The organism is Pseudomonas sp. 13B_3.2_Bac1 (assembly GCF_025466205.1).
GTDB lineage: Bacteria > Pseudomonadota > Gammaproteobacteria > Pseudomonadales > Pseudomonadaceae > Aquipseudomonas > Aquipseudomonas fluorescens_H.
Window position 1 is genome coordinate 14,248 of sequence record NZ_JANLOG010000011.1, and the last position, 20,277, is coordinate 34,524.

Genomic DNA, 20,277 nt, shown 5'->3' on the forward strand with positions numbered 1-20,277 from the left:
TACGTTTTGCTCAACGAAATGTACTGAGTGGTTCGCGGAAAAACTGTCACTTGGCCATTATCCAGATCGTGGGGGATTTGTCTGTCGGGCATATCAGCGCACAGGGGAGGTTTTTGCCCTCTGTTCCCGCTGATTTTTGCGCCTGACTCTGTAGTCCGCGTCGTTGAAGGTAGCGAAGCGCACGCACAGGCAACTACACTCGGTCATTCTTTGATACACGGAGGTTTTGTCATGCGGCGCGTGGTGTTCAATCAGAAAGGTGGCGTGGGCAAATCCAGCATTGCCTGCAATCTGGCGGCGGTGAGTGCCAGCGAGGGCTATCGCACGCTATTGGTCGACCTCGATGCCCAGGCCAACTCCACTCAGTATCTGACGGGGCTCACCGGGAATGACATACCGATGGGCATTGCCGACTTCTTCAAGCAGACCCTGTCTTCCGGGCCGTTCTCGAAGAAAAACCAGGCCGACATCTACGAAACCCCGTTCGACAACCTGCACATCATCACCGCCACCGCTGAACTGGCCGATCTGCAGCCCAAGCTTGAGGCCAAGCACAAGATCAACAAGCTGCGTAAGTTGCTGGATGAACTGGATGGCGAATACGACCGGATTTATCTCGACACCCCTCCCGCGCTGAACTTTTACGCGGTATCGGCACTGATTGCCGCTGATCGTGTGCTGATTCCCTTCGATTGCGACAGCTTCTCGCGTCAGGCGCTGTACGGCCTGCTGGCGGAGATCGAAGAGTTGAAGGAAGACCATAACGAAGGGCTGGAAGTCGAAGGCATCGTGGTCAATCAGTTCCAGGCCCGGGCCAGCCTGCCGCAGCAGATTCTTGATGAATTGATTGCCGAGGGTTTGCCGGTACTGCCGGTGTATCTGAACAGCTCGGTGCGCATGCGCGAGTCGCACCAGGCCAGCACCCCGCTGATCCACCTCGACCCACGGCACAAACTGACGCAACAGTTCGTTGAACTGCACAACCTGCTCGAAGATCACTGATTTTCCTGTGGGAGCGAGCCTGCTCGCGAAGAGGCCAGCACATTCAACATCTCTGTTGACTGAACGGGCGCATTCGCGAGCAGGCTCGCTCCCACATTGGGTTCTCTGGAGGGTCAGATGCCCTGGCTACGCAGCCACGCCATCAACTGTGGCAACGGAAATGCCCCACTTTGGCGTGCCACTTCCCGACCGTTCTTGAACAGAATCAGGCTCGGAATCGAACGAATCCCCAACTGCGCCGACAACTGTTGATTGGCCTCGCTGTCGAGCTTGGCCAACCGGCACTTGCCCGCCAACTGCGCCGCCGCCTGCTCGAACACCGGTGCAAACGACTTGCACGGCCCACACCAGTCCGCCCACACATCCACCAACAACGGCAGATCACCTTTGATCTGGCTGGCGTAGTCGCCTTGCTTGAGTTCGAACGGCTTGCTCAGCAGCACCGCGGATTTGCAGCGCCCGCACTTCGGCTGATCGCCCAGGCGTTCGGCGGGGATGCGGTTGAGGCCGTTGCAGGCGGGGCAGGGGATGAGCAGTGGGTGGGTCATGAGCGAGGTCCAGTGAAGGGCGATAAACCCTAGTTGGAGACGTTTGCTCATATTTTCAATCATGCGGATTTCAATGTTGGATCTAGGCTGAGTCGTACCGAGGCAGACCGTTGGTCTGCCTGGATGTATCGCAAGTTGCGATAATTTTATTTTGTGATTAACTCCCCATAGCAGAATGCGATAAGGATGTTGCATGCATGTGTTCAGTGAAAAACCCATTCGAGAGGCCAAGGAGCAGTGGCCACAGGCAGCAAGCGCGCTAGCGCAATGGTTTCGTCTGGCAAGCAGGAGTTATTCAAAGGACTTCGCGGCAATGAAGTCGATATTTCCTGCCACCGACAAGGTGGGTGATCTCCACGTTTTCGACATTGGTGGCAACAAACTGAGGCTGATCGCCTTTGTCAGTTATCGATCACAAAGGCTCTACATCAAGCATGTGCTCGACCACCGCGAATACGATCGGGGCAAATGGAAGGAGGGAAAGGTATGAGTAGTTTGATCAAGACAGTTGCCGAGCACTGGGAGTTTGTCTCTCCGTTGCTGCGAAAACCGAAAAATGAAGAGGATTACGATGCCTTGGTTCAGGCCGTCGACGAGATCCTTGAGATAACCGGTGATGATGGCTCGCACCCACTCGCGAGTCTGCTGGACATCATCAGTGACTGGATTGCCGAGTGGGATCGCACACACCATCCGATGGCCGATGCGAGCGGAGAAGAGGTCCTCGGCTACATGATGCGCGAACATGGTCTGACTCAAAGCGATCTGCCGGGTGTGGGTACTCAATCCGTTGTTTCAGAAATTCTGAACGGCAAGCGCAAATTGAACCTGCGGCAGGTTCGCTGGTTGGCCGACTACTTCAAGGTGCCTGTAGACGTATTCATCTAGTCTGTCTCAAGACGAACAACTGATCTCCAGATGCTTGCCCCACTCCGGCGGCCGCTCGGCATAACCCTCCATCCCTGGCTGTTCGTCAAACGGTTTGCTCAGCACCGCATGCAGCCGGCGCACCTCGGAGTAGTCGCCTTGTTCGGCGGCGTCGATGGCTTTTTGTGCCAGGTAGTTGCGCAGGATGTACAGCGGATTGACTGCGTGCATCCGTGTGCGGCGTTGTTCCTGATTGCTGTCGCCATCGCGGGCAACCCGTGCCACGTAGCGCTCGCCCCAGGCATCGAAGCCTTTGATGTCGACGAAGTCATCGCGCAGGCGGGCGACGGCTTGCTCTGCGGACTGGTCGCCGAGGCGGCGGAAAAACAACGTGTAGTCGACGCCGCTGTTTTGCATCAGTTGCAGCAGGTCTTCGAGCAGTTTCTGGTCGTCGTCTTCGGCGCTGGTGAAACCGAGGCGACGACGCATCAGGTCGAGGTAGTGCGCCTGGAACAACGGCAGGTACAAACCGAGGGTTTCGCGCAGGGCTTCGACGCTGATGAACGGCGTCAGGGCCTGGGCCAGGGCGCTGAGGTTCCACTGGCCGATCGGCACCTGATTGCTGAACGAGTAGCGGCCCTGATCATCGGAGTGGTTGCAGATGAAGTTGGCGTCGAAATCGTCGAGGAAGGCGAACGGGCCGAAGTCGAAGGTGATGCCGAGGATCGACATGTTGTCGGTGTTCATCACGCCGTGACAGAAGCCGTAGGCCTGCCACTTGGCGATCAGTTCGGCATTGCGCTCGACGATCTCGCGGAACATCGCCAGATACGGCTCCGGCTGCTCCAGGCATTCGGGATAGTGCATCGCCAGTACGTGCTCACCGAGCTGTTTCTGCTGCTCGGGACGCTTGGTGTAGTAGAAGTATTCGAAGTGGCCGAAGCGCACATGGCTCGGCGCGAGACGCAGCACCATCGCCGCGCGCTCCTGCTTTTCGCGCCACACCGGAGTGTCGGAGCCGATCACGCAGGCGGCACGCGAAGACGGGATGTTCAGCGCGTGCAGCGCTTCGGAGGCGAGGAATTCACGGATCGACGAACGCAATACCGCGCGGCCATCGCCCATGCGCGAAAACGGCGTCTGCCCGGCGCCCTTCAAATGCAGGTCCCAGTGCTCGCCAGCGTTGTTGTAAACCTCGCCCAGCAGTAAGCCGCGACCATCGCCCAGTTGCGGCGTGTAGCCACCGAACTGGTGCCCGGAATAGACCATTGCCCGTGGCTCGGCATCCGCCCATAACTTATGGCCGCCGAACAGTTCGGCGAATTCCTGAGTGTCAGCGGTCGTCGGCTCAAGATCGAGCAAGGCCAGGGCCGCCGGACTGGCGACGACCAGACGCGGGTTGTCGATCGGTTCGGGCAGCACGTGGGCGGAGAACGCGTCGCCCAGGCGAGCGAAGCGATTGTCGAAGGTCAGTTCGTCGAGGGCTTTCAAGGGCCGGCTCCAGCAGAATGTCCGAGCATTCTGCTGGGATTAGACCGGTTAGTCGAGTTTGGCCGGCGGCGGCTCTTGCAGCGGCTTTTGCTCGCCGCTGATCGGCACGATGGTTTTGCTGTCGTCCTCGACCGGCACCAACTTGTATTCCTGGCCGTGAAGGTTTTTCAGATACACCTCCATCTGGCGGAACGAGATGTTGATGTGCTGCTTCTTGAACTCGCGGTTGATGAAGCGGTTCACTTCGTCGATCACCGGGTTGCGGTCACCGAGGTCGCGCACGTGCATGCGCAATTCGTGGTCGAGGGTGCTTTCGCCGAAGTTGAGGAAGTACACGTGCGGCTCGGGTTCCTTGAGGACGCGCGGGTTTTCCCGGGCGGCCTTGAGCAGTAGTTCCTTGACCAGATCCAGGTCGGAGCCGTAGTCCACGCCGAGTTTCAGGGTGACGCGGGTGATGGTGTCGGTCAGCGACCAGTTGATCAGTTGCCCGGTGATGAACGTCTTGTTCGGGACAATGATGTCCTTGCGGTCGAAGTCGGTGATGGTCGTGGCGCGGATGCGGATCTTGCTCACCGTGCCGGACAGGTTGCCGATGGTAATGGTGTCGCCGATCCGCACCGGGCGTTCGAACAGGATCATGATGCCGGAGATGAAGTTCGCGAAGATCTCCTGCATACCGAAACCGAGGCCGACCGACAGCGCCGCCACCAGCCATTGCAACTTGTCCCAACTGACGCCGAGGGTCGACAGCGTGGAGACAAAACCGACGCCGGCGATCACGTAAGACAGCAGCGTCGTGGTCGCATAGGCGCTGCCCTGCGCCAGATTGAGTTTCGACAGCACTAATACTTCGAGCAGACCCGGCAAGTTGCGCGCCAGCGCGAAGGTAATGCCGATGATGATCAGCGCACCGAGCATGTCGCCGATGCTGATCGGCACCATGCTCATGTTCGCCCCGGTGCCGCTGGTGTATTCGTAGAGGGTGATGTTGTCGAGGTACGAGAACACCGAGATCAGGTCGGCCCAGACCCAGTACAGCGCGGCGATGAAGCCGCCGAGCAGCGCCAGACGGATCAGACGCAGCGACTGTTCGTTGACCTTTTCGATGTCCAGGGTCGGCTCTTCGATCACCGCTTCGCCGTCGCCGGCCTCTTTCGCGGCCTGGCGTTTGGCCAGGGCGCGCTGGTAAGCCAGACGGCGTGCGGCAACCGCCAGACCACGGACGAAGGTGGCTTCGATCACCAGCCAGAACATCAGCAGGTACAGCGTGTTGATCAACCGGTCGCTGAGTTTCAGCGCGGTGTAGTAGTAGCCGAAGCACACTGCGACGAACAGCGCGATCGGCAGCAGGGTGAACATGATGCCCACGGCCTTGCGGAACAGCGAAGCGTTTTCATGGGCCGGACTGCTGATCAACAGGCGGCTGAGCAGCCATGCCATCAGCGCATAGCAAGTCAGCACCACCGGCATGCCCAGTACGTCGTCTGCCAGCGCCGCCGGTTGCAGCTCGGCGACGGCCACGACGGCCACCAGTGCCATGACCACCAGACCCAGGCGACGTACCCAGCCTTGAAGGAATTCGACCTGCGGTTTTTCCCAGCGAAAGTGCAACTCGGCCACGCCGCCCGGCGCGAGAATCCGGTAGGCGGTGTAGAACACCAGCCACGCCTGGCCCATTTGCAGCAGCGCCGCGCCCATGTTGGCGTTTTGTCCGCGGGCGTCGATTTGCAGGGCCAGACCGCACAGGCCCAGACCCAGGGCTACCGGCATCGCCAGCAGAATGTTGATCAGGATCGCCTGCGGCGTGTGCCACTGGCTGTCGCGCTTGAAGTGACCGATGTCCTGGTGAACCTTGTTCAGCCGCGCATACAGATGTTTGCGCCGCCACAGCAGCGCGCCGATCAGAAGGGCCAGCGGCAGGAACAGCAGTGGACGCTGGGTCAGACCGTCGGTCAGTTCGCTCAGGCTTGAGGCCCACGGCAGGGTGTCTACCTGACGTTGCAGACGCTCCGGCACGCCGCGCAGCCATTCGGCGTCCAGCGGCTTGTTGCTGGGAATCCAGAACATCTGCTCGTCAAGGGTCGCGCGCAGGCTTTGCGCGGTGCTCAGCAGTTGTTTCTGATTGAGCTGCAGGGTGATCGATTCGTTGAGCACCGCGCTCAGTTCGCGGTTCAGGCGCTCTAGCAGATCGGCGCGGGTATTGGCCAGATCCAGCAGGCTTCTGCGCAGCTGCGGGGTGACTTGCTCCGGCGGCTGGGTGGAGAGCAGATTGTCGACGTAGGTCGCCGGGTTGCTCAGCAGTTCGCGCTGCTGGCTGACTTCGAACTGATACAGGCGAATGTCGGCGATCTGGTCCGCCAGATCGCGGTCGACCTTGAGTCGTGGCAACGCCTGTTTCTGCTTATAGAGAATCTTCGACAGCAACAGGCTGCCCTTGAGCACGTTGATCTGCTCGTCGAGGGCCGAGTCGCTCTGGGTCAGGCTGTCGAGTTGCTGTTTGGTCTGCAGGTTCTGCTGGGTGACTTCGTTGAGGCGGTCAGTGCTTTTGAGCAAGTAGTCCGAAAGCTTGAGGTTGGCCGCGCTTTCGCTGGCGAGCAGGCTGCTGCCGCCGGCCTTCTGCGCCTCGATCGATTGCTGGGTAACGGTTTCCTGCGACTGCGCCAGACGTTTCTGGTTGATCAGGGTCTGCAGTTCCTGGATCTCGCGGTCGAGACGGTCGGATTTCTCCGAGAGCAGATCGTGCTGGCTGTTGCCCAGATCCTGCAACTGGCTGTTGCCCGCCAGTTCCTGACGGCGCAGCGGGATCAGCGCGTTCAGCGCGGCCAGTTCGGCGTTCAACTGGTCGCGTTGTTCGGCGCTGACGGTCTTGCCGCTGTCCTTGCCGGACTTGAGGATGGTGTTGATCTGCTGGATGCGCGTCTGGCTGGCGGAGATTTCCGCCTGGGCGCGCTCGGGACGGGTCTGGGCGGTGATGATCAGGCTGTTGGCATCAGCCAGCGCTTTTTGCAGATCGCTTTGCTGGGTCGAGCGATCCGTGAGGATCTGCTCCAGCTGCGGGATCGACTCCCTGGGGAAGCGCTGCGCCATCGGCACCACCGCCGTGGCCTTGAGGCGTGCCAGTTCGCGGGTGTTCTCGATGGTCTGCCGCGGGGCGGAGGCCAGTTGTTGCTTGAGGTCGATCAGCTTCTGGTCGTAGTCACGCCGGTTGTTGAGCTGATTGAGGGTATTTTGCAGGACCGTCTGCAGGGTCTTTTTATCGGCATCCGGCAGTTTGCTGTCGGCCAGTTTGTCCAGGCTGGCCTGCACGGCTTCGCTGGACGGTGGTTCGGCGGCATACAGCGGGCCGACGGAAAGACTCAGGCCCAGCAGGGCCGCGAAAAAGAAAGAGCGCAGGGTAGGCATAGAGACCGGTCAAGCAAGTGATAGTGGACGCAGTTTAGAGGAAGAGACCGGGACCCGGGCGACTTCCTTCGGGGAATCTGACGCCCACTTTGCCGATCTTGTTCCCGTCCATGACCGCAACCGTCCAGTGGGTGTTGTTCCACTCCACCTGGTCGCCAACGATCGGTGCACCACCGACCTTCTGGGCAATGAACGCACCCAGCGTCATGTCCGGATCGATGCCCTCGGCCGGCAACCCGTAAAGCGCTGCAACCGCTTTAAGCTGGGCGTCTCCTTCTAGTACGAAGTCACCGAAGAAGCGCAGATCCAGACCACGTTGCGGCGCCTGGCTGAACAGTTTGCCGAGGGCCGGAAGGTTGTGTTCATGGCCGATCACACACAGCAAATCATCGACTTCCAGCACCGTACTACCCGACGGATGGAGCAGTTGCTGGCCACGAAACAGCGCGGCGATGCGCGTACCTTCGGGCATTTTCAGCTCGCGCAGGGGCGAACCGATGCACCATTTTTCGGCGCCGAGCTTGTAAACGAACAGCTCCCACTCGCTGGTGATGTGCACTTCCAGCGCTGAACGGGAGATCGGCGCAGGCTCCGGCGGCACCGTCACCTTGAGCAGTTTGGCCACCCACGGCAGGCTCGTGCCCTGCACCAGCAGCGACACCAGCACGATGAAGAACGCGAGGTTGAAGTACAGCTGCGCATTCGGCAGCCCGGCCATCAACGGGAACACCGCGAGAATGATCGGTACCGCGCCGCGCAGACCGACCCAGGAAATAAACGCTTTCTCGCGGCCATGGAACGCCTTGAACGGCAGCAGGCCGACCAGCACTGACAGCGGCCGGGCGAACAGAATCATCCACAGCGCCAGACCCAGCGCGGGCAGGGCGATGGGCAGCAAGTCATGCGGGGTGACCAACAGCCCCAGCACGAGGAACATGCCGATCTGCGCCAGCCATGCCATGCCGTCGAGCATGTGCAGGATGCCGTGACGGCTGCGCACCGGGCGGTTGCCGATCACCAGACCGCACAGGTACACCGCGAGGAAACCGCTGCCGTGCAGGGCGTTGGTCAGGGCGAACACCACCAGACCGCCGGCGATCACCAGAATCGGGTACAGGCCGGTGGCGAGGTTGATCCGGTTGACCAGTTGCAGCATCAGCCAGCCGCCGCCCAGCCCGATCACGCCACCGATGCCGAACTCGCGCACCAGATGCCCGAGCAGGCTCCAGTGCAGGCCGGTCTGGCCGCTGGCGAGCATGTCGATCAGGGTCACGGTGAGGAACACCGCCATCGGGTCGTTGCTGCCGGATTCGATTTCCAGGCTGGCGGTCACCCGTTCGTTGAGGCCCTTGCCGCCGAGCAGCGAGAACACCGCGGCGGCGTCCGTAGAGCCGACGATGGCGCCGATCAGCAGGCCCTGAATCAGGTTCAGGTCGAACAGCCACGCGGCGGCCATGCCGGTCAGCCCGGTGGTGATCAACACCCCGACCGTCGCCAGCGACAGCGCCGGCCACAAGGCCACACGGAAACTCGAAACCCGGGTACGCAAGCCACCGTCGAGCAGGATCACCGCCAGTGCGAGGTTGCCGACCAGATAGGCCGTCGGGTAGTTATCGAAAATGATCCCGCCGCCATCGACCCCGGCGGTCATGCCGACCGCGAGGATGATCACCAGAATGGGGATGCCGAGACGGGAGGAAAGTGAGCTGACAAGAATGCTCGCACCTACCAGCAACGCGCCGATCAAGAACAGGCTGTTGATGGTCGTCGCATTCAAAGGCAGTACTCCAGAAGCGTAAAGACGGGCACAAACTGACCATGCAGTCTGCGTGCCAGCGATTCTAACCTGTTGAAATGTGATGCTGTCAAAAAGCTTTTTACGCTATGGGATTTGAGGTATGGGTTCGGCTGGGGATCGCTACCCTCACCCTAGCCCTCTCCCGGAGGGAGAGGGGACCGACCGCGGGGTTTGTTCAAGTTACACCGACCTGCAATATCGAGCCGAACTCAAAATCTGCAAAGCCCCCAATGTGCTCCCTTTCCCCCTCTCCCTCTGGGAGAGGGCTGGGGTGAGGGGCTTTTGACCTTGATCTGAAAATTTACAGGCTGAAACGCCCGACCATGTTGTTCAGATCCAGCGCCAGGCGCGACAGCTCGTTGCTCGCCGCACTGGTCTGATTCGCGCCGGTGGCCGATTGCACCGAGAGGTCGCGGATGTTCACCAGGTTGCGATCGACTTCGCGGGCCACTTGCGCCTGCTCTTCGGCGGCGCTGGCGATCACCAGGTTGCGCTCGTTGATCTCGACGATCGCGGTGTTGATGGTGTCCAGCGACATCCCGGCACCACGGGCAATATTCAGCGTCGACTCGGCGCGCTCGGTGCTGTTGCGCATCGAGTCCACGGCGTGTTCGGTGCCGCTCTGGATGCTGCCGATCATGCGTTCGATTTCGCTGGTCGACTGCTGGGTGCGATGCGCCAGGGCACGAACCTCGTCGGCCACAACGGCAAAACCACGCCCGGCTTCACCGGCACGCGCCGCTTCAATCGCCGCGTTCAGGGCCAGCAGGTTGGTCTGATCCGCCAGACCACGAATCACATCCAGCACCTTACCGATGTCGCGGGATTCATTCGCCAGATCGCCGATCAGGGTCGCGGTGCTCTGCACATCGGCGCTCATGCGTTCGATGGCGCTGACGGTTTCCTGTACCAGGTCACGGCCATCGCCGGCCGAAGTGGTGGCGTTCTTCGAGGCTTCCGAAGTGCTCACCGCATTGCGCGCGACTTCTTCCACGGCGCTGGTCATTTCGTTGACAGCGGTGGCGGCCTGTTCGATTTCGTTGTTCTGCTGGGTCAGGCCACGGGCGCTTTCGTCGGTGACACTGTTCAGTTCTTCCGCCGCAGACGCCAGTTGGGTCGCCGAGCCGGAGATGCGCTGCAAGGTGTCGCGCAACTTCGATTGCATCTTGGCCATGGCCGCCAGCAGACGCCCGGCTTCGTCGGTGCCGTCGACGTGGATCGGCTGGGTCAGGTTGCCTTCGGCGATGGTTTCCGCCGCGTCCAGCGCTTTGGAAATCGGCTTGGTGATGCTGACGGTCAGCAGCCAGGCGAACAGGAAGGTCAGGCCGGTCGCCACGACCAGCAGGGTGACCACCAGATTGAACGCCGAGGAATACTGGTCGACCGCCTCTTGATTGGTCTGGCTGATCTGCTCGCCGTTGATCTGCATCAGGCGGTTGAGCACGGTGTTCATCGCTTCGGAGTTGTTCAGCAACTCGGTGTTGAGCAGGTTGCGCAACTCGTCCACCTGATTGTTGCGCGACAGGCTCTTCATCCGGTCTTCGATCTGGCGGTACTGGCCCAGCAACTGCACATATTGATCGTAGGCCGCGCGTTCCTGCGGGCCGCTGATCAACGGTTCATAGGCCGATTGGGCTGCGCGGATCTGCTGGTTGCGGGTGTCCAGCAGTTCCATGGTCTTCTGTTGCACGTCCGGCTCGCGGTTGACCAGCAAGCGATACGAGAGCACCCGCAGGCGCAAGGTCAGCTGGGTGAACTCGTCGAGGTTCTTGATGCTCGGCACACTGCTGTTGGTGATGTCCTCGGCGGCGCCGCGGATTTTGCTCATCTGGTTCAAGGCGAATACACCAAGAATCAGCATCAGGCCGCCGATCAGGGCGAAACCGGTGAACGCCCGGGGGGCGATATTCATGTTGCGAAGGGACATGGCGCGGATACCAAAAAGGGCCGCATCCATGCGGGCTGAGACTGCTGTATGGATGACTTATCGGTCATACGACTAAAGTCTTGAGGCACTGTGCGTATTTGTCGCATATGGGCCTGAGCGACGAAGTGCAGGAACCAGATCGGCAGATCACAGTCTTTTAAACTCGCGAGAACGGTCGGCCACCAGGAAAATCAAGGCCTTGCGCCGGTATAACCCTGGCATCCGCAGTGACTTTTCTTTATCGTACGCGCCCTTTGAAAAACGCTTGGAAGATCAAAATGTTGGAAGCATCCCTCAGCCAATTGGAACAGCTCGTCAGCGACCTGGTGCAACAGAACCAGACCCTCACGCAAACCAACCAGACCCTGTCCACGGAACTGGCCCAGGCCAAGGATGAAAACGAAAGCCTGCAACTGAGCCTGATGGAACAGGAAGAGAAGCACGGCGCCACCGCAGCGCGCATCCAGGCCCTGGTTGATCGCGTCAACGCAGGTCCTGTCAGCGCATGAACCACGGCACCGCAGGGGTAAAAGTCATCTCCATTCTCGGGGAGGACTATTCGATCAAGGCACCGGCCGGGGAAGAACAGACCCTGCTGGATGCCGCACTGATGCTCAAGGCTGCACTGGCCGACACCAAACGCAAATACCCGACGCTGATCGGTGACCGCTTGCTGGTGCTGGCCGCGATGAACCTGTGCTCGCAGCAGATCGAAATGAAGAAGCAGCACCAGGAAGAACTCGACCGTTACCAAGAGCAAGTCAGCGCCACGGTCGAAACCATCGCCAAGACCATCAATCAGGGCTGATGGGGTTGCGCACAACCAAAGAATAGATTGTCGATTGGGTTGTATACAATCGGCACGGCTGTTGCATTGTTTCGGCCACTTATTCTTTGGGGGTGCTCCATGCAGTTGTGGCGACGCAGTATTCAATGGCAGCTGATTCTCAGCATGGGCACCGCCCTGCTGGTCAGCATCCTGATCGTGGTTGGCATTTATACCCTGGTGGTCAACCGCCTCGCCCAGAGCTATCTGGTCGAACAAGCGCTGCCGTCGAGCATCGAAGCGACGCGCAATGACATCGAACGCATCCTCGTCCAGCCCCTGACCGCCGCCAAAGACATCGCCAGCAACAGCATGGTGCGCGACTGGCTGGCCTCGGGTGAAGACAGCAGCAAAACGGCGGCCTTCGCGCAGTATCTGGAAGGCATCCGCGCCGAACATAAAGCTTTCACCGCGTTGATCATTGGCACCGAATCCAATCACTACATCACTGAAAAGGGCCTGGATCGCACCCTCAGCCGGGCCAAACCGGCCGATGCCTGGTTCTATGCCTTCCTCGACAGCAACCAGCCGCGCACTCTGAACATCGACAACGATGGCGCCACCGGAGAATTGGCGCTGTTCATCGACTTGAAGGTCGAGCAGGCCGGCAAAGTGGTCGGCGTCGCGGGGCTGGGTCTGAGCATGAAAGAGCTGTCGGAGCTGATCCACAACTTCAGCTTTGGCGAGCGCGGCAAGGTCTATCTCGTGCGTTCCGACGGTTTGATCCAGGTCCATCCCGAGGCGCAATTCAGTGGCAAGCGCACCCTCACGGAGCAGATCGGTGCGTCGGCGGCGCAAGCGGTCATGGGTCAAAAAGTCGCCGCTAACAGTTCCTTCCAGCGCGATGGCGAAGACTTCCTCGCCTTCAGCCTGCCGCTGCGCGATCTGGGCTGGACGCTGGTGGCCGAAGTGCCGCAGGCGCAGATCTACGCCGAAGCCCGCAAAGCGATGTGGATGAGCGGCGGCATCGGTCTGGCGGTGGCACTGGTGTGCCTGGCGCTGGTGGTGTGGCTGGCCCAAGGGCTGGTGCGACCGATTCGTCAGGTAACAGCCGCGCTGGTAGCAATCGGTAGCGGCGGTGGAGATTTGACCCATCGGTTAGATTCCAGCCGCGCCGATGAACTGGGTGATCTGGCCCGAGGCTTCAACCGCTTCCTCGACAGCCAGCGCGGGATGATCGGCGAAGTGCTGACCACCAGCGAGCGTCTGCGCACAGCAGTCGGCCAAGTGGCGAAAGTGGTGGAGAACACCGCCGAACGCTCCGGGCGCCAGCAGGAAATGACCGACATGGTCGCCACGGCGGTGCATGAGATGGGCCTGACCGTGCAGGAAATCGCGCAGAACGCCGGCAACGCCGCGCTGGCTTCACAAACTGCTCGCGATGAAGCAATGCAGGCGCGGGAAGTGGTCGGTGGCTCGATCCGCCATATCGAAAGCATGTCCGATGAGATTGGCGTGGCGGCGGGCGCGGTGGGTGAGCTGGCGCATCAGGTGGCGTCGATCGACTCGGTGCTGGCGGTGATTCGCGGCGTGTCCGAGCAGACCAACTTGCTGGCGCTCAACGCGGCGATTGAAGCGGCGCGCGCGGGTGATATGGGCCGTGGGTTCGCCGTGGTGGCGGATGAAGTGCGCACCTTGGCGCGCAGAACGCAGGCGTCCACCGACGAGATTCAGCAGATGATCGGCAGCCTCAAACAAGGCGCAGAAAACGCGGTGTCATCGATGCGCACCGGGCAAGCGGCGACCGGCACCGGGGTTGAATCGAGCCAGCGTACCGGCGCGTCGTTGACCGCGATTACCGGGCAGGTCGAGCGTATCAGCGACATGAACCATCAAGTGGCCACGGCCACGGAAGAGCAGTCGGCAGTGACCGAGGAGATCAACCGCAATGTGCAGGGGATTTCCGATCTGGCCCGGGCCACGGCGGGTGAGGTTCGGGCGTGTCGCGAGGATTGTCAGATGTTGCAGAAGCTGGCGGATGATCTGGCAAGGCAGATGGGTGGGTTCAAGTTGAGCTGATGTGTTGTCAGTTCGGGCCTCTTCGCGGGCAAGCCCGCTCCCACAGTGTCCGTGTCGTACCCAAAACTCATGTACACCAGATAAACCTGTGGGAGCGGGCTTGCCCGCGAAGACGGCATCAGCAGCGACAAAAAATCCGGATCAGAACCACCCATCCTGCATCGCCAGACACGTATCATCCCGCACCTCCAGCAACGCCAGCTCATGCTGGCAACCCGGCACTTCCCATGTCAGGAAGTACCGCGCCGCCTGCAACTTGCCCTTATAGAAGTCGACATCCGCCGCATTGCCCTTGGCCAAGCCTTCCTCCGCGCGAATCGCCTGCTCCAGCCAGCGCCAGCCAATCACCGTGTGCCCGAATACTTTCAGGTACAGCGCCGAATTTGCCAGGCTGCTGTTGACCTTGCCCTGCGCCAGATCGGTCAGCAGGCCGATGGTGACTGTTTGCAGGCGAGCCACCAATTGCTCCAGTGGCTCACGCAGTGCGGTCAACGATTCGTACGCGGTCGCGCGCTCAGCCGTGTTGGCGATCAGGCGGATCAGTTGCTTGAGCCCGGCTCCGCCGTTCTGCGCCAGTTTGCGCCCGAGCAAGTCCAGCGACTGAATGCCGTGGGTGCCTTCGTGGATCGGGTTCAGGCGGTTGTCGCGGTAATACTGCTCGACCGGGTATTCGCGGGTGTAGCCATGGCCGCCGAGAATCTGGATCGCCAGTTCGTTGGCCTTCAGGCAGAACTCCGACGGCCAGGATTTGACGATCGGCGTCAGCAAGTCCAGCAGTTCATGCGCCTGTTTTCGCTCGGCTTCGTTCTCCAGTGTTGTGGTGTCATCGAACAGCCGTGCCGCATACAGACCGAGGTCAAAGGCCCCTTCGACGTAGGATTTTTGCGTCAGCAGCATGCGTCTGACGTCCGCGTGCTGAATGATCGCTACCGGCGCGGTGCTCGGGTCCTTGCTGTCTGGCACTCGGCCTTGCGGGCGTTCGCGGGCGTACTCCAGCGAGTACAGGTAACCGGCGTAGCCGAGCATCACCGCACCCATGCCGACGCCGATCCGCGCCTCGTTCATCATTTGGAACATGTAGCTCAAGCCGTGATGCGGCTTGCCCACCAGATAGCCGACGCACTCGCCGTTATCGCCGAAGTTCAGCGCGGTGGAAGTGGTGCCGCGCCAGCCCATCTTGTGGAACAGCCCGGCCAGCAGCACATCGTTGCGTTGGCCGAGGCTGCCGTCATCGTTGACCAGAAACTTCGGCACGATGAACAGCGAAATCCCCTTCACCCCCGGCGGCGCGTCCGGCAGCTTGGCCAGGACCATGTGCACGATGTTTTCCGACAGCGGGTGATCGCCGCCGGAAATGAAGATCTTGTTGCCCTTGAGCCGATAAGTACCGTCAGACGCCGGCTCGGCGCGGGTACGAATATCCGACAGCGACGAGCCGGCGTGCGGTTCGGTCAGGGCCATGGTGCCGAAGAAGCGGCCGTCGATCATCGGTTGCAGGAAACGCTGTTTCTGCTCGTCGCTGCCAAAACTTTCGATCAGGTTGGCCGCGCCCATGGTCAGGAACGGGTAGGACGTGGTCGCCGCGTTCGCTGATTGAAAGTGGGCAAAGCAGGCTTGCGACAGCAGCGTCGGCAGTTGCATGCCACCGGCTTCGAAGCTTCGTGCGGCATTGAGGAAACCCGCCTCGAGGAACGCGTCCACCGCCGGTTTGACTTCGGGAATCAGAATCGCCTGGCCGTTCTCGTAGCGCGGCTCGTTCTCGTCGCCCTTGCGGTTGTGCGGCGCGAAGTATTTCTCGGCAATGCTGCGCGCGGTGCCGATGGCCGCGTCAAAGGTCTCGCGGTTGTGCTCGGCAAAGCGCTCACGCCGGGTCAGGCCCTCGGCATCGAGGACTTCGTACAGCTCGAAAGCCAGATTGCGGGAACTGAGCAGCGTCTCGGACATGGCGGCCTACCTGAAAATGGGGGTTGGGCCGAGTCTAGGCTTGCTGATAAAGGCTGAATACGATGATTGATAACGGTGATGTCAGGGCCGAGCACCGACTTAACAAACACCCCAAAACAACTGTGGGAGCGGGCTTGCTCGCGAATGCGGTGGATCAGTCACTGGAGATGTCGACTGACACAACGCCTTCGCGAGCAAGCCCGCTCCCACATTGGGATTTGATTGTCAGGCAACCATCGCGGTTGCCTGACTTCTCGGGTTTAACCGATGGTCATCAAGCTCGCATTACCCCCCGCCGCCGCGGTGTTGACGCTCAACGCCCGCTCGATCACCAGACGCTCCAGCGCGATGTTGGTCTCGCCCTGGGACAAGCCCTGAACGCCAACGATCGCACCGGCACGTTTGGCAATCTGCTGGCAGACACCACGCAACTGGTCGGAATGGCCGTGATGCAGCACCGCATCAAACACCACTTCATCCTTGTGCCAGTCGGCAACCCGTTTGATCCGCGCCTGAACTTCCTTCGGCAGGCGTGCGAACAGGGCCTTGCTGATGTCGGATTCCGGCCATACCGCCGAACCGCCGACAGCCAATACCGCCGCCAGTTGGGTCAGCAGATCGCCTTCGACGTCCGCCAGGCACAGCACGTGTTCACGCGGCAGGATCGCGTAGCTGTTCTTCTCGCCGGTCGGGCCGGCCAGCACGCGGGTGATGCCGCTTTGCGATTGCGCGGCGTACTGCACGCACAGGGTGCTCAGTTCGGCGTACTGGTTGCTCTCGGCCCAGGCCTTGAAGGCGTTCAGCGGTTTGCTCATGGCATCACGCAGACGCACGTCCGGGGCGACGGCTGCATCACCGCGAGCGAAGGATTGTTCGATCGCGTCAGTAGGACGGGTCGACAGCAAGCGGTACAGGTACAGCGGACCACCGGCTTTCGGGCCAGTCCCAGACAGGCCTTCGCCGCCGAATGGCTGCACGCCGACCACGGCACCGACGATGTTGCGGTTGACGTAGACGTTACCGGCGTTGACGTTGTCGATCACCTTGGCGATGGTCTCGTCGATGCGGGTGTGCACGCCGAGGGTCAGGCCATAACCGGAGGCATTGATCTGGCCGATCAACTGGTCGATGTCCTTGCGCTTGTAGCGCACCACGTGCAGCACCGGGCCGAAGATCTCGCGTTGCAGCTCGTCGAAGCTTTCCAGTTCGATCAGGGTCGGCATGACGAAGGTGCCGCGTTTGACTTCTTCGCTGTCGGCGATAGCCACCTGGTACACGCTGCGACCTTTATCGCGCATGGCCTGGATGTGCTTGTCGATACCGGCCTTGGCTTCGGCGTCGATCACCGGGCCAATGTCCACGGACAGACGCTCAGGGTTGCCGAGACGGCTTTCCGCCATCGCGCCTTTGAGCATTTCGATGACGCGGTCGGCGGAATCTTCCTGCAAGCACAGTACGCGCAGTGCCGAGCAACGCTGACCGGCGCTGTCGAAGGCCGAGGACACCACGTCGATCACCACTTGTTCGGTCAGCGCCGAAGAATCGACGATCATCGCGTTCTGCCCGCCGGTTTCGGCGATCAGCGGAATCGGACGGCCCTGGCTGTCGAGGCGACCCGCGATATTGCGTTGCAGCAGGCGCGCGACTTCGGTGGAGCCGGTGAACATCACGCCTTTGACGCGCTCATCACCGACCAGACCGGCACCGACGGTTTCACCGCGACCCGGCAGCAGTTGCAGCACGCCTTCGGGAATCCCGGCTTCCAGCAGCAGGCGCACGGCTTGCGCGGCGACCAGCGGAGTCTGCTCTGCCGGTTTGGCCAGGACCGGGTTACCGGCGGCCAGTGCGGCAGCGACCTGACCACTGAAGATGGCCAGCGGGAAGTTCCACGGGCTGATGCACACCACCGGGCCCAGTGGGCGGTGGGCGTCATTGCTGAAATCGTTGCGCGCCTGCACTGCGTAGTAACGCAGGAAGTCGACCGCTTCACGCACTTCAGCAATGGCGTTGGCGAAGGTCTTGCCGGCTTCACGGGCCAGCAGGCCCATCAGTGGCTGGATCTCGCCTTCCATCAAGTCAGCGGCACGCTCCAGAATCGCCGCGCGCTCGGCCGGCGGGGTGGCCTGCCAGATCGGTGCGGCGTTAAGGGCGCACTGGATCGCGTTGTTGACATCTTCGACGGTGGCTTCCTGCACGTGACCGACCACATCGCGGTGATCTGCCGGGTTCAGCACCGGTGCCGGCGCTTCGTTGCTGGAAGCGCAACCGAGCATCGGCGCGGCTTTCCAGTCATTGTGCGCGGTGGCGAGCAGGGCGCAGGACAGCGAGGCCAGACGATGTTCGTTGGCCATGTCGATGCCGCTGGAGTTGGCGCGCTCGGAGCCATACAGGTCACGCGGCAGCGGAATGCGTGGGTGCGGCAGGCCGAAACCACCTTCCACGGTCGCCATCTGCTCGATCTGGGCCACCGGATCGGCCACCAGTTCCTGAATCGAAATCGACTGGTCGGCGATGCGGTTGACGAACGAAGTGTTGGCGCCGTTTTCCAGCAGACGTCGTACCAGGTACGCCAACAGGGTTTCGTGAGTACCGACCGGTGCGTACACGCGGCACGGACGGTTCAGCTTGCCTTCGGACACTTTGCCGACAACCTGCTCGTAAAGCGGTTCGCCCATGCCGTGCAGGCACTGGAATTCGTACTGGCCCGGGTAATAGTTCTGACCGGCAATGTGATAAATCGCCGACAGGGTGTGGGCGTTGTGCGTGGCGAACTGCGGGTAGATGACTTCCGGCACCGCCAGCAGTTTGCGGGCGCAGGCAATGTAGGAAACGTCGGTGTACACCTTGCGGGTGTAGACCGGATAGCCTTCCAGGCCTTCGACCTGGGCGCGCTTGATTTCGCTGTCCCAGTACGCGCCTTTCACCAGACGGATCATCAGGCGATGACGGCTGCGGCGGGCCAGATCGATCACGTAGTCGATCACGTACGGGCAACGCTTCTGATAAGCCTGAATCACGAAACCGATGCCGTTCCAGCCGGTCAGTTGCGGCTCGAAGCACAGGCGCTCGAGCAGATCCAGCGACAGCTCCAGGCGGTCGGCTTCTTCGGCGTCGATGTTCAGGCCGATGTCGTATTGCTTGGCCAGCAGGGTCAGCGACAGCAGGCGCGGGTACAGCTCATCCATCACGCGCTCGTACTGCGCACGGCTGTAACGCGGGTGCAGGGCCGAGAGCTTGATGGAAATGCCCGGGCCTTCATAAATCCCACGACCGTGGGAGGCTTTGCCGATCGAGTGGATGGCTTGTTCGTACGACGCCAGGTACTTCTGCGCGTCGTGTTCGGTCAGCGCCGCTTCACCGAGCATGTCGTAGGAATAACGGAAGCCCTTGGCTTCGAACTTGCTCGCGTTGGCCAGTGCTTCGGCGATGGTTTCGCCGGTGACGAACTGCTCGCCCATCAGGCGCATGGCCATGTCGACGCCCTTGCGGATCATCGGCTCGCCGCTCTTGCCGATGATCCGGCTCAGCGACGAAGTCAGGCCGGCTTCGTTGTGGGTCGACACCAGTTTGCCGGTCAGCAGCAGACCCCAGGTCGCGGCGTTGACGAACAACGACGGGCTGTTGCCCAGGTGCGGCTGCCAGTTGCCGGTGCTGATCTTGTCGCGGATCAGTGCATCGCGAGTGCCCTTGTCCGGGATGCGCAGCAGCGCTTCGGCCAGGCACATCAGGGCCACGCCTTCCTGGGACGACAGGGAAAACTCCTGCAGCAGGCCCTGAACAATGCCTGCACGACCGCCGGCACTTTTCTGGTTACGCAGTTTTTCCGCAATCGACGCGGCGAGTTTGTTGGTGGCTTCGGCCATCGGTGCCGGCAGGCGCGCCTGCTCGATCAGCATCGGCACCACTTCCGGCTCTGGGCGACGGTAAGCGGCGGTGATCGAAGCGCGCAGTACCGATTGCGGCAGGATGCTTTCAGCGAATTCGAGGAAGCACTGGTGGGCGTGATCGTTCTGGACTTCACCGGCGTCTTCGGCGTCCTTGGTGGTCAAACCGTTCAGCTCGGTCAGGGTTGCACCACCCTCGAGTTTTTCCAGGTAATTGAAAATTGCCTGCTTGATCAGCCAGTGCGGGGTGCGATCAATCGAGGTCGCGGCAGCCTTCAGGCGCTCGCGGGTCGGGTCATCGAGTTTGACCCCAAGGGTGGTGGTAGCCATATTTTTATCCTCATGGTTGCCACAGTTGCGTGGCATCAGCTGGCGGCAAGATTAGCCGTGCGCTGAGTGAGGTGCAACCGGGTGCAACCCTTTTTTTGTCGGAAAAATAAACGCTTCGTCAGGAATTATTTTCTGGTACTGAAGTGCCGCTCTGGCTTGGTGCTTTTGCTTCTAGCGAAGCCCCTGGACTGCGCTAAAAGGGAGCAAAAACCGTGTATTTATCGGTATATCCGACTAGG

The 20,277-nt window shown here is 61.0% G+C and carries 13 protein-coding genes and 1 pseudogene; 6 read left to right on the forward strand and 8 right to left on the reverse strand.

Translation table 11 applies throughout. The features are described 5' to 3' along the window. Window positions 1–231 precede the first annotated feature (231 nt). Complete coding sequence (locus tag NTD85_RS01865; protein ID WP_003220955.1) at window positions 232–1,002, forward strand: ParA family protein; 771 nt, start codon at window positions 232–234, stop codon at window positions 1,000–1,002. Window positions 1,003–1,115: 113 nt separating this feature from the next. Here the strand turns inward: NTD85_RS01865 and trxC are convergent, their stop codons facing one another. After that, complete coding sequence (gene trxC / locus NTD85_RS01870; RefSeq protein WP_262141286.1) at window positions 1,116–1,550, reverse strand: thioredoxin TrxC; 435 nt, start codon at window positions 1,548–1,550, stop codon at window positions 1,116–1,118. A gap of 193 nt (window positions 1,551–1,743) precedes the next feature. Here trxC and NTD85_RS01875 point away from each other — a divergent pair, with 193 nt between their 5' ends. Together NTD85_RS01875 and NTD85_RS01880 are read left to right on the forward strand one after the other, a co-directional pair. Then, window positions 1,744–2,040, forward strand: coding sequence for a type II toxin-antitoxin system HigB family toxin (locus NTD85_RS01875; RefSeq protein ID WP_201135984.1), 297 nt, complete (start codon window positions 1,744–1,746; stop codon window positions 2,038–2,040). Continuing rightward, a complete protein-coding gene (locus tag NTD85_RS01880) occupies window positions 2,037–2,438 on the forward strand; it encodes a type II toxin-antitoxin system HigA family antitoxin (protein WP_201135983.1) in 402 nt (133 codons plus the stop codon). The genes NTD85_RS01875 and NTD85_RS01880 overlap by 4 nt, the downstream gene beginning before the upstream one ends. A 6-nt stretch (window positions 2,439–2,444) precedes the next feature. Here the strand turns inward: NTD85_RS01880 and selO are convergent, their stop codons facing one another. From selO to NTD85_RS27685, 5 genes and pseudogenes are all read right to left on the reverse strand, one after another. Further along, window positions 2,445–3,908 (reverse strand): protein adenylyltransferase SelO, encoded by a 1,464-nt coding sequence (gene selO / locus NTD85_RS01885; protein ID WP_262141287.1) that lies wholly within the window; start codon window positions 3,906–3,908, stop codon window positions 2,445–2,447. A gap of 48 nt (window positions 3,909–3,956) precedes the next feature. Continuing rightward, a complete protein-coding gene (gene mscK, locus NTD85_RS01890; RefSeq protein WP_103485565.1) occupies window positions 3,957–7,310 on the reverse strand; it encodes a mechanosensitive channel MscK in 3,354 nt (1,117 codons plus the stop codon). Between the two features lie 34 nt (window positions 7,311–7,344). After that, window positions 7,345–9,087, reverse strand: a complete 1,743-nt coding sequence (locus NTD85_RS01895; protein ID WP_003220963.1) for a potassium/proton antiporter — start codon at window positions 9,085–9,087, stop codon at window positions 7,345–7,347. Window positions 9,088–9,409: 322 nt separating this feature from the next. After that, window positions 9,410–10,282, reverse strand: coding sequence for a methyl-accepting chemotaxis protein (locus NTD85_RS27680; protein WP_371917813.1), 873 nt, complete (start codon window positions 10,280–10,282; stop codon window positions 9,410–9,412). Between the two features lie 30 nt (window positions 10,283–10,312). Continuing rightward, window positions 10,313–11,065 (reverse strand): annotated as a pseudogene (locus NTD85_RS27685) (MCP four helix bundle domain-containing protein); the annotation flags it as partial. Window positions 11,066–11,313: 248 nt separating this feature from the next. On the opposite strand from NTD85_RS27685, the gene NTD85_RS01905 reads away from it, so the two are divergent. From NTD85_RS01905 to NTD85_RS01915, 3 genes are all read left to right on the forward strand, one after another. Next, window positions 11,314–11,544, forward strand: coding sequence for a hypothetical protein (locus tag NTD85_RS01905; protein WP_003220969.1), 231 nt, complete (start codon window positions 11,314–11,316; stop codon window positions 11,542–11,544). Then, window positions 11,541–11,843 (forward strand): cell division protein ZapA, encoded by a 303-nt coding sequence (locus NTD85_RS01910; RefSeq protein WP_003220971.1) that lies wholly within the window; start codon window positions 11,541–11,543, stop codon window positions 11,841–11,843. Before NTD85_RS01905 ends, NTD85_RS01910 begins: the two co-directional genes overlap by 4 nt. Before the next feature lie 99 nt (window positions 11,844–11,942). Beyond that, on the forward strand, window positions 11,943–13,880 hold the full coding sequence (locus NTD85_RS01915; protein WP_262141289.1) for a methyl-accepting chemotaxis protein: 1,938 nt from the start codon (window positions 11,943–11,945) through the stop codon (window positions 13,878–13,880). Window positions 13,881–14,021: 141 nt separating this feature from the next. Here NTD85_RS01915 and NTD85_RS01920 read toward each other — a convergent pair whose 3' ends face one another. Together NTD85_RS01920 and putA are read right to left on the reverse strand one after the other, a co-directional pair. Beyond that, the gene (locus NTD85_RS01920; protein WP_262141290.1) at window positions 14,022–15,824 is read right to left on the reverse strand and encodes an acyl-CoA dehydrogenase; all 1,803 of its coding nucleotides are present in this window, start codon (window positions 15,822–15,824) and stop codon (window positions 14,022–14,024) included. Between the two features lie 260 nt (window positions 15,825–16,084). Then, window positions 16,085–20,038: a trifunctional transcriptional regulator/proline dehydrogenase/L-glutamate gamma-semialdehyde dehydrogenase gene (gene putA / locus NTD85_RS01925; protein ID WP_262141291.1), complete on the reverse strand. Its 3,954-nt coding sequence runs from the start codon at window positions 20,036–20,038 to the stop codon at window positions 16,085–16,087. Window positions 20,039–20,277 lie beyond the last annotated feature (239 nt).